Here is a 13,282-nt window from a genome sequence, read left to right as displayed (position 1 = left end):
AGGGAGAAAAGAGACATGTATTCCGTCAACTACCATCGCGCTTCCTCCGTCGCCGACGCCGCAAGGCTGCTGAAGAACGGCGACGCCAAGCTGCTCTCCGGCGGCATGACGCTGATCCCGGCGATGAAGACGCGGCTCGCGGCACCGTCGGACCTCGTCGACGTCTCGCGGCTGAAGGACCTGCAGGGCGTCAAGGTGTCCGGCAAGACCGTGACCATAGGTGCCGCGACGACGCATTACGACGTCTCCACCGACGAGAAGCTGAGGAAGGCCTGCCCGGCGCTTGCACATATGGCATCGCTGATCGGCGACCCGGCCGTGCGTTACAAGGGCACGATCGGCGGCTCGATCGCCAACAACGATCCGGCGGCCGACTATCCGGCGGCATTGCTGGCGCTGGGCGCGACGATCGTCACCAACAAGCGCGAGATCGCGGCGGACAAGTTCTTCAAGGGCCTGTTCGAGACAGCGCTGAAGGACGGCGAGATCGTCACGGCGGTGAGCTTTACCGCTCCCGCCAAGGCGGCCTACCAGAAATTCCGCAACCCGGCTTCGCGCTACGCCATCGTCGGCGTGTTCGTGACCAAGGGCAAGGACGGGGTGAGGGCGGCTGTGACAGGCGCCGGCGAGGACGGCGTTTTCCGCTCCAAGGAAATCGAGGCAGCGCTGGCGAAGAATTTCGACGTCGCGGCACTCGGCGGCCTCAAAGTGTCGGCAAAGGGGCTGCTGAGCGATATCCATGCTTCCGCCGATTACCGCGCCAATCTGATCCCGGTGATGGCCAAGCGCGCCGTGGCTGCTGCCAACGCCTGAACGGCGACGCCATGCATGAAAGAAGGGGCCTCGCGGCCCCTTTTTCTTTCGCTGCGGCAATGGTTTAGCCGCAAACGCCTGTCGAAATGCGGCTTCGCACTTGCACAAAGTTATCCCGCACTGCAAAATAAATCTGGCGGGAATACCAGATGGTCCGGGGTGCGGGCAATGTTTCGCATGCGGACCTCGAGTCGCGAAGGCACGGTATGACCGACATCTCCGCAGCGTCCGTTGTCCTGCCGCGGACCGCGACCGACAGGGAAGCCAGGGCAAGACTGGCCTATCTCGACGGTTGGCGAGGCCTGTCGATCGCCATGGTGCTGGTCGGCCATTTCTTTCCGGTCCCAGGGCTCAATCTCGGCGTGCTCGGCGTCGAGTTCTTCTTCGTGCTGAGCGGCCGGCTGATGGGCGAAATCCTGTTCATCGAGCGCTTTCCGCTGAAGAAATTCTTCAAGCGCCGCTTCTCGCGCATCTATCCAGCGCTGCTAATGTTCGTGATTGCCGCCATGATCGGCCTGACCGGAACCTTCATCGCCTTCAAGTGGAAAGCGGCGCTGACGGCGCTGACCTTCACCTACAATTACGCCGGCGTCCTGATCACCCGCGCCGGCGCGCTCGACCACATCTGGTCGCTCTGCGTCGAGGAGCATTCCTATATCCTGCTGGCGCTGATCAGCGTGGTGGTTACGGGTCGGGCGAACGTCGTGCGGCTGCTGGTGGTGCTGGCGCTGCTGGCAATGGCCAACGGCGCTATTTCGTACGGGGTTCTCGGCATGGGCTACGAGACCAGTTACTGGCGGAGCGACGTGCATATCGCCTCGATCCTGCTGTCCGCGGCGATCTGCCTGCTCAAGGCCGACGGGCGTCTGCCGGCTTTCCTGCAAAACCGGCATGTGGCGCTTGCGGCGGCGGTTGGCGGCGTGTTGCTGTTCCTCGATCCGGTGCCGACCACGATCCATTATCTTGTCGGCGTGCCGCTGCTGGCGCTCGCCGTCAACACGCTCGACTTCGCGGGCGGCTATCTGACGGGGCCGTTGTCGTCCCGGCCGATGGTGATGCTCGGCCTGTGGTCCTATTCGCTTTATCTCTGGCAGCAGCCTTTCTACAAATTCGTCGATGAGCACGGTCGCGCGCCGATCCCGATGCTGGCGGCTGTATTCGCCTGCGCGCTCTGCAGCTATTACATCGTTGAAAAGCCAGCGCGCGGTTGGCTCAACCGCAATTGGTGAGCGCTCTCAGGCTGGCGTGGCCGCCTTCTGCGCGGCGAGATAGCGGCGAAGCCCGGCTTCGCCGCGCGGCGTGGTCCAACGATGGTTCCAGGCGAAGGCTGGTCTCAGAATCGGCGCCAGCAGCTTGAGGATCGGCCTCTCGACCGTGACCTGCCAAACCAGATCGACATGGGTGCCTGCTCCGGACGGCGACAGCTCCGCCCGCCACAGGCCGTCGAAATCGCCGAAGGTCTTCACCACCACCAGCCGGCCGGGCTCGAGCTCGGCCGCCTCGATGATGAAGTTCAGCTCATAGGGCAGGGCGCCGCGCGCTCTCGCTTTGGCACGGGCACCGACGACGCCTTTGCCCTTCCTGTCGAGCGGCTCGACCTCCTTATAGGCATCGCCCCACCAGAGCGGCAGGAGCTCGGCGTCCGAGAGCACGTCCCAAACTTCCTGCGGCGTGCCTTCAGGGATGTCCCAGCTTTCGTCGAAGCGGAAGACATTGCTTGCCATGACGTCGCCCCAGCCAGCGGAGCGGCCATATTAGCTGCGGCTTGTTTTCCTTGCCAGCGGCTTCGGAGGCATCTTCAGGCGACGGGCTTCGCCCAATAGCGCACCGACTTCTTGCCGCCGTGGATCACCGCATCGCCGACTTCGGCGAAGCCGGGCGCTGCGTGGAAGGCGTCGGAGGCCGGATTGGGCGGATCGGCGTTGACCTCGCAGGTGACGATCGCGTGGCCGGCGCGCCGGGCATGCTCGAACAGATCCTCGTAAAGCCGTCGGGCGTGGCCACGGCCGCGCGCCCCGGCCGCGACCACCACACGGTCGACATAGACAAAGCGCGGATAGCGCTCGCGGAACCAGAGGAAGTTCGGACTGTCGTAGCTTGCGTCCTGGTCGAAGCATAGGATGAAGGCTTCGAGCGCGCCGATCCGGCGGGTGTAGAAAGCCTCGCCGAGCAGGAAGGAAAGCCGTTCCGGCTCGAGCCAGGACAGCTCCGCCGCATGCTCGTTGTTGAGCGCGAGGATGGTGGGCTCGTCGGCGGGCGAGACGCGTTCGATCGGCAGCAATTCCTTGCTCATCACTTGCGCCATCAAGCTCTCGCGGCCGCGATCGTCGCAGCCACCTTGGCTTGATCGGTCACCGTGTTGCGGTATTCGCGGTCGAGGTCGTTGCCGCCCATGCCGACATTCGGGTTGCGGTAGCGCATGGCGCTCGGCACGTCCGCAAGTGCTGCAAAATGCATCTCGGTCAGTCCCGTACGCCTGCGGACCTCGCCAATCGTGTCGGGGGCGAGTGCGCCACAGCCGAGTATGATGATGCGCGAGCCGGCCTGGCGAACGAGTTCCGCCAGAAGCCCGACGCCTTCGACCGCCGTGTCGCGCTGGCCGCTGGTCAGCACACGGCCGACCTTGCAGCGGATCAAGGCCTCGAGCGCCTCGGCCGGATCGCGCGTCATATCGAAAGCGCGGTGGCAGGTGACGTTGAGCGGGCCGGCAGCATCAACCAGCGCGCGCATGCGCGCCTCGTCGATGGCGCCGTCGGCGGTCAGGCAGCCGACGACGACCCCGGCGACGCCCAGCTCGCGCAGCATTTCGACATCGGCAAGCATCGAGCGGTATTCGGCCTCGCTGTAAAGGAAATCGCCGCCGCGCGGTCGCACGATGACATGGAAGGGGATGGTCGCGCTTTCGAGCGCGGCGCGCACCGTGCCCAGGCTCGGCGTGATGCCGCCTTCGATCAGGCTGGCGCAGAGCTCGACCCGGTCGGCGCCGGCGGCCTGCGCGGCGAGCAGCCCGTCAATGCCTTCGACGCAGATTTCGATCAGGGGGAGTCGGGCGTGGGTCACCAATGTCCATCCATGTTTCAACAGATCGCCAGCCCTAGCATCGCGGCCATTGCCGCGAAAGCCGCAACGATCGATCCAGGGTTCGGCGGTGATTATCGAGGCTCGGTGCAGAATGCCGTTGACATTTATAACTGTCAGGTTATAGATGACCCATAGCTGGTGAGTTATTGATGTAATGGGAAGCACGGCGTGCCGCCTGGAGATGGTGAAGAGGATCGCACAAAGACCGGCCTGAGGACTGTCGTCACCTGGACGCTGACGCCGACCGAAACCGGCACCCATCTGCGCGTGGAACAATCGGGCTTCAGGCCGCGGGATGCACAGAGCTATCGACGCGCCAGCCGTCACTGGAAGCGCTGTCTCGCGGCTTTGCAGAAATTGTTGGAACAATTGGACAAGGAGGATGCCATGGACGATATCGCCAAAGATCCGACGAAGGATGAAACCAAATCGATCGTTGTCGAGCGGCTCATTCCACACGGCGCCGACAAGGTTTGGCGTGCGCTGACGTTTCCGCATCTCGTTGCCGAATGGCTGATGGAAAATGACTTCGCGCCGGTCGAAGGCCATCGCTTCACCTTTCGCGCAAAGCCCGTGCCCGGCTGGTCAGGCGTGACGAACTGTGTGGTATTGAGGGTCGAACCGCCAAGGCTGCTCGCCTACAGTTGGGGCGACGGCAGCGAGTCCGACAGTGGCCTGAAGACGGTGGTGACATGGTCGTTGACGCCAGAAGGCGATGCCACCCGGGTACGGATGGAGCAATCCGGCTTCAGGCCGCAGGACGAGCCTGGTTACAAAGGCATGGGAAGCGGTTGGCCGCGCATCCTGGAGCGGCTTGAGCAGGTTGCCGCCCGGCCGGGCTGATCCCGACATTTGCGCCGGCATGTGGTGCAAGTCCCCTGATGCGTCTGCATCCAGGGCTCGCAGAAAAACGTCTGAAGGAGACCGACGATGGAAGCAAGATTGAAGAACCCGGTGATGCTCATTCCCGGCGCGCTGCAGGCGCTGCTGGCGCTCGACAAGTCGACCGAAGCCGGCGGCTTGCCTTATGTGACGCGCAAGCTCGTTCATCTGCGTGCCAGCCAGATCAATGCCTGTGCCGTCTGCGTCGACATGCATGCGCGTGAATTGAAGAAGGCCGGCGAGAAGGACGAGCGGATCTTCGCCGTGTCGGCATGGCGGGAGACGCCTTATTTCACCGCAGCCGAACGCGCGGCGCTTGCGCTTGCAGAGGCCGCGACGCGCATGGCCGACCGTTCCGATGCGGTGCCGGACGACGTCTGGGACGAAGCGGCGCGCCACTATGACGACAAGGCGCTCGCCGCCCTGGTGATCCAGATCGCGCTGATCAATGCGTTCAACCGCCTGAACGCCACCACGCGGCAACCCGTGGGCGCTTGGGGATAAGGTGGGAGGAGGGCGCCCGCTCCGAAGCGGGCCTCTCGCCGGCTACTGTTTCAGGATCGTGTTCTTGGCGCCTTGCTCGACCTGATCGATCACCAGCAGCTTTACCGGATCGGTGCCGATATTGGTGGCCTGGTGCCACTGGCCGATCATCTCGACGATGAAGTCGCCGGTCTTGTAGGTGTTGGCGGCACCGGTCTCGACATTGGCGACCCTGAGCGTGCCTTGCTCGACATAGGCATAGCGCGGGAAGGGGTGCTTGTGCACCGGCAGGGTAGCGCCGGGGGCTATCTGGTATGACGAGACTTGAACCTCGACATTCTTTTGCGGCAGCGTGATCGGCTGGCCCGATGCGGTCGTCGTCTTCGCCGCCAGCGGCGTCACCACGACCGGTGTGTTGCCGCTGTCCAAGGCGTTGGCCGCGGTCGCGTAGACGGCGGCTATCGCCAGCAATGCCAGTATTGTGATGTTGCGCATAGTCCCCTCCAAATTGCCGCACCATCGCCCGACATTGACGCACAAGCATCCTTTTGCAAGCGGCTCTGTTACACGGCGGGGCTGTCCTGCCGTTTGGCTGTCCCAGACTTCGGCGGTCGCAACAGCAGGGCGAGCGGCACGAGCAGCGCCGTCGCTACTGCGCAATAGAAGAAGACATCGACATAGGCGAGCAGCGAAGCCTGGCGGCCGATCTCCTGGCCGATCCAACCCACGGCCTGTTGCCTGGCCTCGGCCAGCGGCGAGCCTTCGGCGACGAAATGGTCGGTTACCTGGCGAAGCGTCTGCTGATAGGTGTCGCTCGACTGTGCAGTGTGGCTGACCAGCACCGACTGATGGAACTGGGCGTTCTGGGCAATCACCGTGTTGGACAGCGACACGCCGATGCTGCCGCCGAGGTTGCGCGCGACATTGATCAGCGAGGACGCCTGATCGGTCTTCTGCGGCGGCAGGCCGACATAGGCGGCGGTCGAGATCGGGATGAACAGGAACGGCAGGCCGATCATCATATAGACGCGCGCATAGGCGAAGAAACCGAAGCTGGCATCGGGCGTCAGCGAAGTCGTGTGCCAGAGCGCGACCGCGACCACCGACATGCCCAGCATGATGAGATAGCGCGGCTGAACGATACCGGCGGCAAAGCCCGAAATCGGCATCAGCATCAGCATGGCGATGCCGCCCGGCATCATCGACAGGCCGGATAGGGTGGCGGTGTAGTCGAAGGTCGTCTGCTGCAGCTGCGGCAAAAGCTGGGTGGTGCTGAAGAGCACCGCGCCCACCGCCATCATGACCAGGAACGACATGCCGAACTGACGGCTGAAAAGCAGGCGGATGTCGACGATCGGATCGCGCCTCGTCCACTCCCAAGGAACAAGCAGCAGGAACGACACCGCCGAGATCACGGCGAAGATGGTGATGAAGGTCGAGGCGAACCAGTCGTTGCGCTGGCCCTCATCGAGAAAGACTTCGAGGCAACCGAGCGCCATCGCCACCAGGATGAAGCCGATCCAGTCGACCTTCAGCCCCTTGCTCAGCCGCTCGCGGCGCTCGCGCTCGAGAATGTCGGGCTCGATCACCAGCCATTGCACGAGCGCCAGCGACATGATGCCGAACGGCACATTGATGAAGAAGATCCAATGCCACGAGAAATTGTCCGTCAGCCAGCCGCCGATGGTCGGGCCGACCGTTGGCGCAACGATGACCGCAATGCCGTAGAGGGCAAAAGCCTGGGAGCGCTTCTCCGGCGGAAAAGTGTCGGCGAGGATCGACTGCTCGCTCGGCGCCATGCCGCCGCCGCCGAGCCCCTGCAGGATGCGGAAGGCGATCAGCGTCGGCAGATTGGGGGCCAGTCCGCACAGCAGCGATGCGAGCGTGAATGTGGCCACGCAGATCATGTAATAGCGCTTGCGGCCGATGACGCTGGCGAGCCAGCCGCTGACCGGGATGATGACGGAGTTGGCGACGAGATAGGTGGTGATCACCCATGTGCTTTCATCCATGCCGGCGGCCAGGCTGCCGGCGATGTTGCGCAGCGCGACATTGGCGATCGAGGTGTCGAGCACCAGCATGAAGGTGGCGATCGAGACGACGATCGCGATGAGCCAGGGGTTGCGCCCGCCGGCCGCCGACCGGCTTTGGTCGCCCTGGACTGTTGCGGCATCGCTCATCTGACCTTGACCGTCGGCACCACAGACATGCCGGGACCGAGATAGACGCCGGGCGGCTGGTCGAAGACGATCTTGACCGGCACGCGCTGTACCACCTTGACGAAATTGCCGGTGGCGTTTTCGGCCGGGAGCAGGCTGAACGCCGTGCCGCTGCCGGCCTGGACGCTGTCGACATGGCCATGGAAGGTCTTTTCCGGATAGGCGTCGATGGCGATGTCGACGGGCTGGCCCGGCCGCATCAGGTCGAGCTGCGTCTCCTTGAAGTTCGCCTTCACCCAGACGTCCTTGGGCACGAACATCATCAGCACCTGGCCGGGCTGCGCATAGGTGCCTTTCGCCGCCGTGATGTTGGTGGCATGGCCCGCCACGGGCGCCGTGATCATCGTGCGGGCGAGAGTGGTCCTGGCCTGATCCTCGGTGGCTTCAGCCTGCCGAAGCTTGGCCTCGGCGCTCTTGCCTTGTGCCTGCAGAACCGCAACCTGGCTTTTCGCCGCCTCGGCATTGGCGTTGGCGGCATCGAGCGCTGCCTGGTCCTGGCGCAAGGTCGAAGCGGCCTGCTGTGCCTGTTGTTGCGTTGCCGTGCCCTTGGCGAGCAGCTCGCGGTTGCGCTGGTCCTCGGATTTGGCGAATTCGAACGCAGCCTGCGCCTGGGCCACCTGCTTTCCGGCGACATCGATCTTGGCGTTCTGCGCCTGGGTCTGGGCCTGGACATTGGCGATCTCGGCCTGCGCCGCCGCCACGCCGGCTTGTGCCTGCTTGAGCGAGGCCTGGTAGTCGCTGTCGTCGATGCGCAGAAGCACGGCGCCGGCCTCGACCGGCTGGTTGTCGGTCACGGCAACGTCGGTGATGCGCCCGGCAATTTCCGCGCCGACCGTTACCGTTCGCGCGTCGATGAAGGCGTCGTCGGTCCATTCATAGTGCCGTGCGTTCCACCAGATCACCACCGCCGCGACGACCAACAAGACGAGGATCGCGATGAGCGTCGCTATGTAGGGGTGGCGTTTGATGAGACCGGGCTTGTTGCCGTCGGGCGAACCGTCATTCGCCTGCCTGTCTTGCGCCTGCTCGTCGTCGCGCTTGTCTTCTACGGGTCTGTCTTCGACGCGCTTGTCGTCGCCCGGCGGGCGTTGCTGCCGATCGGACCGCGGCTGAGCACGCGATTCTTCGGCGGGAGCGGTTTCGCGCTCTTTTCTGTCAGTTTTTGCGTCCAAGGCAACGGACCCCAGATATCGTCAACCCCCTCTCGCAGCAGGGTCAACGGGTGTTTTCCGCAAAGGTTCCTGTCGCTGGATGCCGGGTTCACCTCAGTCCCGCCGGAGGCATTGGCCTGCAAATGGATGATGGCAGCGTCGCTGCGCGAGTAATAGGATCGTCGCTGCGACCGAAACGTCAGGGAGGGGCTGCTCATGCAGTCTCCGATGGAAAAGGACAAAAGCTCAACTCGGCCATTGCCGGGAGAAGCGGAACGTCGGGCGAGGCTGCAAAAAATGCAGGGGCTGCGAAGCCTGCGATCTTACGGCTCCTGCCTTCGGCTTGACCCAAGCGCCCAGTTTCACGATCTGATCGATTGTACCGCGCTGCTGGAACTGTTGAATGAAGGCGACGACGGACATCGACGGCGAACCGCCGCGCTCCCAAGCCACCTGGCTTGCTAGCCTCGCACCGGCGCCGCCGGCCCTGGCAAGCAGCGGCGAACGCTTACAAGTCAGGCGGCTGCATCCCACAGCAGGACATTCGAGCCCGCCTACCGTTGGCATTCTGTTCGACCGCGGGGATAAGCTCAATCGACCCTAAATCATCGCGTGATCTGCCCGGTCCCAAGCCGCGCAAGGACAAGCAACGCGAAATCCGAAATGCTGCCGCCCGACAACACCAACGAATGGGACCGGAACAAGGTCCATGGCGAGGGGGACAGCATTGGGATCGAAGAGGACGAGGCCTAGCCGGCGACGACAGCGGGTCGTTACCTCGGCGAAGCGGCCCGGCAAGGCTGGCGGGGTAGAACCTGTCAGGCCGGGCCTGACCAGCAAGGCTCGCAACGCTCCGGCTGAGATCGAGCCTATCAGCCCGACCCAAGATTCTTGCCATACAAATGCAGGATGCCTAGCCGGCCAGTGGGAACCAAGACCCGCCTTGCCAATAAATCGACGGCTGTTCCTGGAACTACTGTGACCGAACTGCCCGTGCGAGTGTAGACGTTTGGCGGCTGCAGCCGTCTTCGCCGACGGTGAATGGAAGTCCGTTGTAGGCCGCCACTCAATCCAACGGGATTGGCGGATAGGCTGCTGAGTGCAAGCTGCGTTTGTACCTCGCCAAGATTTCCTCTTCGATTTCGTCGATCGCCAGCGTTAGTGCACGTTGATTGTTGGCGTCGACGTCAATGATCGACCGGCCGCGCGCCGTCAGCAAGCCGCATACGCGCGCCACGACGGTGGCCGACTGAAGCCTTTTGTCCAATCCGGTTTCGAACAAACGCTCGGCAAAGGTGTGGCTCTTCTGTCTCCGGTCAAGCCGCTCGATGAGAAGTTGCTCGCAGGCGTCGATTCTAACCACCACGTCCGACTCCGGGATGAAATCCAGCGCGTGTGCAAGGCACGTCTCATCTGCTGTTCCACTGAAGCAGGCGAGCATCGAAACCGCCTGAACGAAGGCTTCGTCGAAAATAAGAATTTCCTCGCTCGCGGCAGATTGGCGCCATGCGCGGGCAAGGCGGAGAACGTATTGACTTAGCCTGATGCGCCAGATCACGTTTCTGGGAGGCAGTGTGTGCACCAGGTTTGCGCGAATTCTGAAGTCGACGGCATTTGCGGATGGGCGACAGGCCATGCCAATCGAGCGTGCAGCCGCGCGAGCGACTCGACACATCGCAGTGACAATGCCGCCGGGGTCCAGCATGGATCGGTGAACAACCCGCCGGTCAGTGAGAACAATCCGTGCAGGGTGTCCGTGAGCCCGCAACTGTTCATAGAGCGCATGCGCAAATGTCGTTTTGCCTGACCCAGCCGGACCTGCGAATTCAACAATCATGCGTTAGGAACCCCGCTGGCCTGGCTACATGTCGTATCGGGGGACCATCTTCGGCGACCGCAGCTCCTGAGCCATTTTCGCCGCCTGGAAGGTTGTCATCAGAACGTAGGTCGTTTCACCTTCGGTCGAGTTTATGGCCAAGACCACGCGGCCAATCTCGTCACTCATGGCGCAAGACCAGTCTTCGACAGCAATCGCTCGTTTCCAGGCCATTTGCCCCTGCCTTTCCTTCGCAAGGTTATTTGGCCTCGTGAAGACCAGCAATTTGGACTGAATGCCCATTCCGTTGGGCCTAACGTCGTTGTCTGCGTTAGTTCAATTGGTGAGCAATCGAGATGCCAGGCTTCAGATTTGGCGGAATTACGGTGGCTAATGATCAGAGCCAGCGCTCCTGGAGCAATGTGAGGCTGCACCGTCACTGTAATTCGGGCGCAACCGCCTTGGTTGTTTGCAACGCGTGGGAACGTCTCGAATGACTGCGCGTTCTTTCGTCACGGTCACATTTCATTGGGACCTAACCGGAGGATATTCAAATGAAAATCAAGATGCTCTGCATGAGCGCAGTTGCGCTCGCAATGATGGGTAGTGCCGCGATGGCCGGTAGTAGCACCGGCACGTCTGCGCTCGACGACCCGGCCAAGATGTCGCCGTTCTTCACCGACGCTGGCATGAAAACATTGAGAACCGAGGCGGATTTCAAGACTGCCTGGATGGCCATGAAGCCGGATGAGCGTACAGCGATTTTGAAAGACTGCGGCGACGCAACCATCAACAAGGCGCACGCGGACTTCTGCGCGATGGCCAAGAAGATGGGAGGCTGAAGCTTCCCCTCTATGAGCACATCACACCGTTCTCCCGCTAGGGAATGATCCCAATGCGCTCGGGTGACGGGTTGAGGCGGTCGATTCCGCATGGATGCGGCCGCCGTTTAAAACCCGCTGCCTTGCCATGGGGCGGCGGGTTTTTTTGGCGGGCGCCTGCCCTCAATTCTGCATCGCCAGCATCTGGAAACAGACAACAATCAGACGGTTTCGGCACAGTCGTGGATGCGCTTGACGGACATTACCTTGAGGTTGAACCTCGAGCGTGCCGGAATGTGGACCGCTGGGGAAAGGCCGGGCTTTGAAAACGTCGAGATACAAGGCGTTCCGAGTGGAACTTGGCTCCCCGGGCCGGATTCGAACCAGCGACCAACCGGTTAACAGCCGGTTGCTCTACCACTGAGCTACCGGGGAACGGAGGCTCTGACGTGAGTGGCGCAGCCTATAGCAAACACCTTTCGGCTTTGCAAAGAAGCATTTCGCAATTTTTCTCCAGTTTTTGATGCGGCTATTTGTGCCATCGTCCGGCGCGCCCACATATGAAGGGCTTCACACCGGCACGGAACAAAGCGGCCGGTTGTCGTCTTGACATGGCTTAGGCAGCAGATGGATCTGGCTTGAATGACCGCAGCGGATGATGACAACGCCCCAGCGCGGAAGATTTCGATCTTCGGCCGCGAGTTCACCATGCCGCGCTCGCGCGGCTGGCGAATCGCGATCGGCATGCTGCTTACGCTCGGCGGGCTTCTGGGCTTTCTGCCGATACTCGGTTTCTGGATGATTCCGCTCGGTCTCCTGGTTCTATCCTATGAATTCGCGATGATCCGACGCCACCGGCGGCGTTTCGTCGTCTGGTGGGAACGCCGGCGGCGGCCCGACTGAGAGCACGGGGCGGCCTCCGCCGCAGTGATTCCGGACCCATGAAACCGATTGGTAATCACCACTTTGGCGCTCGATGCGAAAGCGCCGGGAATGACGCGCGAGCGCTTGACGACCTTTGAGCGCCAACATAATGAGTTCGCTCGGAACGCCGGGAGCATTGCGAGGCCTCGTGGCGGAGTGGTTACGCAGAGGACTGCAAATCCTTGCACCCCGGTTCGATTCCGGGCGAGGCCTCCAGATGCTTGCGGGCTCCAGCGCAATCGCGCCGGAGCGGGGTTCCGGTTGAAGTTTTGGCCGCGCGCCTGGCGCGGGGAGCGGATTGTTGGGACATGAACGCTGATTTCTCCGAACGCCGCGTGAAGATGGTCGACGGCCAGATCCGCACCACGGACGTGACCAGCGCGCCGCTCATCGAAGCGATGCTGAGCGTTCCGCGCGAGGCCTTTGTCGGCGCCGGACAGCAGGATCTGGCCTATATCGATGAAGACATCCGCATTTCCGACGGCGCCGACGGCAGCGGCGCACGCTACCTGATGGAGCCGTCGCCGCTCGCCAAGCTTTTGCAGCTGGCCGAGATCGACGCGAGCGATTCGGTGCTCGATGTCGGTTGCGGCACCGGCTATTCCGCCGCGTTGCTGTCCAGGCTCGCGCGTTCCGTCGTCGCGCTGGAGAGCGATGCAGCGCTGGCGGAGGCCGCGAAATCAACACTTTCCCGCCTTGGCTGCCAAAACGTCACGGTCGTTACCGGGCCGCTGCCGCAAGGGCAGGCCGCCAAAGGCCCCTACAACGTCATCTTCATCGGCGGCAGCGTCGAGGAAGTGCCGCAGGCATTGCTTGACCAGCTCGCGGAAGATGGACGCCTGGTTGCGGTCGAAGGGCGTGGCAACTCTGGCGTGGCCCGGCTGTTTGTCAAGGCAGGGGGGGTTGTAACCGGAAGGCGTGCCTTTAATGCGGCAATTAAGCCACTACCGGGCTTCGAACGTGCTCACGCATTTGAATTCTGAGCGTTTTTGCCTTGCAGCGAAGGCGCTGTCATGATCGCTTGCGCCTGACAATCGTTGCTGATTTGGTTAACCGGGTGTTTTTGGGAGGCCGTCAGCGGGGGAACGATAA

At 62.6% G+C, this 13,282-nt stretch carries 15 protein-coding genes, 2 tRNA genes and 1 pseudogene; 9 read left to right on the top strand and 9 right to left on the bottom strand.

Features of this window, described 5'->3' with window-relative positions; genetic code table 11:
- The first annotated feature begins 15 nt into the window (after window positions 1-15).
- Window positions 16-813: an FAD binding domain-containing protein gene (locus LB552_RS02845; RefSeq protein ID WP_224601746.1), complete on the top strand. Its 798-nt coding sequence runs from the start codon at window positions 16-18 to the stop codon at window positions 811-813.
- Between the two features lie 206 nt (window positions 814-1,019).
- Window positions 1,020-2,042 carry an acyltransferase family protein gene (locus LB552_RS02840; RefSeq protein WP_224601745.1) on the top strand — a complete coding sequence of 341 codons (1,023 nt, stop codon included), beginning with the start codon at window positions 1,020-1,022 and terminating at the stop codon, window positions 2,040-2,042.
- A gap of 6 nt (window positions 2,043-2,048) precedes the next feature.
- Here LB552_RS02840 and LB552_RS02835 read toward each other — a convergent pair whose 3' ends face one another.
- From LB552_RS02835 to LB552_RS02825, 3 genes are all read right to left on the bottom strand, one after another.
- Entirely contained in the window at window positions 2,049-2,537 is a 489-nt protein-coding gene (locus LB552_RS02835) for an SRPBCC family protein (RefSeq protein WP_224601743.1), read from the bottom strand.
- 74 nt (window positions 2,538-2,611) lie between these two features.
- Window positions 2,612-3,118: a GNAT family N-acetyltransferase gene (locus LB552_RS02830; protein ID WP_224601741.1), complete on the bottom strand. Its 507-nt coding sequence runs from the start codon at window positions 3,116-3,118 to the stop codon at window positions 2,612-2,614.
- Window positions 3,118-3,873 (bottom strand): copper homeostasis protein CutC, encoded by a 756-nt coding sequence (locus tag LB552_RS02825; protein ID WP_224601739.1) that lies wholly within the window; start codon window positions 3,871-3,873, stop codon window positions 3,118-3,120. The genes LB552_RS02830 and LB552_RS02825 overlap by 1 nt, the downstream gene beginning before the upstream one ends.
- A gap of 231 nt (window positions 3,874-4,104) precedes the next feature.
- On the opposite strand from LB552_RS02825, the pseudogene LB552_RS02820 reads away from it, so the two are divergent.
- From LB552_RS02820 to LB552_RS02810, 3 genes and pseudogenes are all read left to right on the top strand, one after another.
- Window positions 4,105-4,269 (top strand): annotated as a pseudogene (locus LB552_RS02820) (SRPBCC family protein); the annotation flags it as partial.
- Window positions 4,270-4,281: 12 nt separating this feature from the next.
- On the top strand, window positions 4,282-4,737 hold the full coding sequence (locus LB552_RS02815; protein WP_224602259.1) for an SRPBCC family protein: 456 nt from the start codon (window positions 4,282-4,284) through the stop codon (window positions 4,735-4,737).
- An 87-nt stretch (window positions 4,738-4,824) separates the two neighbouring features.
- Window positions 4,825-5,280 (top strand): carboxymuconolactone decarboxylase family protein, encoded by a 456-nt coding sequence (locus tag LB552_RS02810; protein ID WP_095764997.1) that lies wholly within the window; start codon window positions 4,825-4,827, stop codon window positions 5,278-5,280.
- 42 nt (window positions 5,281-5,322) lie between these two features.
- Here LB552_RS02810 and LB552_RS02805 read toward each other — a convergent pair whose 3' ends face one another.
- From LB552_RS02805 to LB552_RS02785, 5 genes are all read right to left on the bottom strand, one after another.
- The gene (locus LB552_RS02805; protein ID WP_224601737.1) at window positions 5,323-5,754 is read right to left on the bottom strand and encodes a cupin domain-containing protein; all 432 of its coding nucleotides are present in this window, start codon (window positions 5,752-5,754) and stop codon (window positions 5,323-5,325) included.
- 68 nt (window positions 5,755-5,822) lie between these two features.
- Window positions 5,823-7,439: a DHA2 family efflux MFS transporter permease subunit gene (locus tag LB552_RS02800; RefSeq protein ID WP_224601736.1), complete on the bottom strand. Its 1,617-nt coding sequence runs from the start codon at window positions 7,437-7,439 to the stop codon at window positions 5,823-5,825.
- The gene (locus LB552_RS02795) at window positions 7,436-8,650 is read right to left on the bottom strand and encodes an HlyD family secretion protein (RefSeq protein WP_224601734.1); all 1,215 of its coding nucleotides are present in this window, start codon (window positions 8,648-8,650) and stop codon (window positions 7,436-7,438) included. Before LB552_RS02795 ends, LB552_RS02800 begins: the two co-directional genes overlap by 4 nt.
- A gap of 1,045 nt (window positions 8,651-9,695) precedes the next feature.
- The gene (locus LB552_RS02790) at window positions 9,696-10,466 is read right to left on the bottom strand and encodes a hypothetical protein (protein WP_140840505.1); all 771 of its coding nucleotides are present in this window, start codon (window positions 10,464-10,466) and stop codon (window positions 9,696-9,698) included.
- 24 nt (window positions 10,467-10,490) lie between these two features.
- Window positions 10,491-10,748: a hypothetical protein gene (locus LB552_RS02785; protein ID WP_224601732.1), complete on the bottom strand. Its 258-nt coding sequence runs from the start codon at window positions 10,746-10,748 to the stop codon at window positions 10,491-10,493.
- 251 nt (window positions 10,749-10,999) lie between these two features.
- Here LB552_RS02785 and LB552_RS02780 point away from each other — a divergent pair, with 251 nt between their 5' ends.
- Window positions 11,000-11,287 carry a hypothetical protein gene (locus tag LB552_RS02780; RefSeq protein ID WP_095765001.1) on the top strand — a complete coding sequence of 96 codons (288 nt, stop codon included), beginning with the start codon at window positions 11,000-11,002 and terminating at the stop codon, window positions 11,285-11,287.
- Between the two features lie 339 nt (window positions 11,288-11,626).
- Here the strand turns inward: LB552_RS02780 and LB552_RS02775 are convergent.
- Window positions 11,627-11,701 (bottom strand) — tRNA-Asn (locus LB552_RS02775).
- Window positions 11,702-11,908: 207 nt separating this feature from the next.
- On the opposite strand from LB552_RS02775, the gene LB552_RS02770 reads away from it, so the two are divergent.
- The 3 genes from LB552_RS02770 to LB552_RS02760 all read left to right on the top strand — a co-directional run bounded on the left by LB552_RS02770 (window position 11,909) and on the right by LB552_RS02760 (window position 13,173).
- The gene (locus LB552_RS02770) at window positions 11,909-12,169 is read left to right on the top strand and encodes a hypothetical protein (RefSeq protein WP_095765002.1); all 261 of its coding nucleotides are present in this window, start codon (window positions 11,909-11,911) and stop codon (window positions 12,167-12,169) included.
- 163 nt (window positions 12,170-12,332) lie between these two features.
- A tRNA-Cys gene (locus LB552_RS02765) sits at window positions 12,333-12,406 on the top strand.
- Between the two features lie 92 nt (window positions 12,407-12,498).
- A complete protein-coding gene (locus LB552_RS02760; RefSeq protein ID WP_140840488.1) occupies window positions 12,499-13,173 on the top strand; it encodes a protein-L-isoaspartate O-methyltransferase family protein in 675 nt (224 codons plus the stop codon).
- Window positions 13,174-13,282: the final 109 nt, after the last annotated feature.

It is taken from the genome of Mesorhizobium sp. CA7 (assembly GCF_020165015.1).
In the GTDB taxonomy this organism is placed as follows: domain Bacteria; phylum Pseudomonadota; class Alphaproteobacteria; order Rhizobiales; family Rhizobiaceae; genus Mesorhizobium.
Note: the sequence above shows the minus strand (reverse complement) of the source record. Positions and strands in the feature narration are given on the sequence as shown.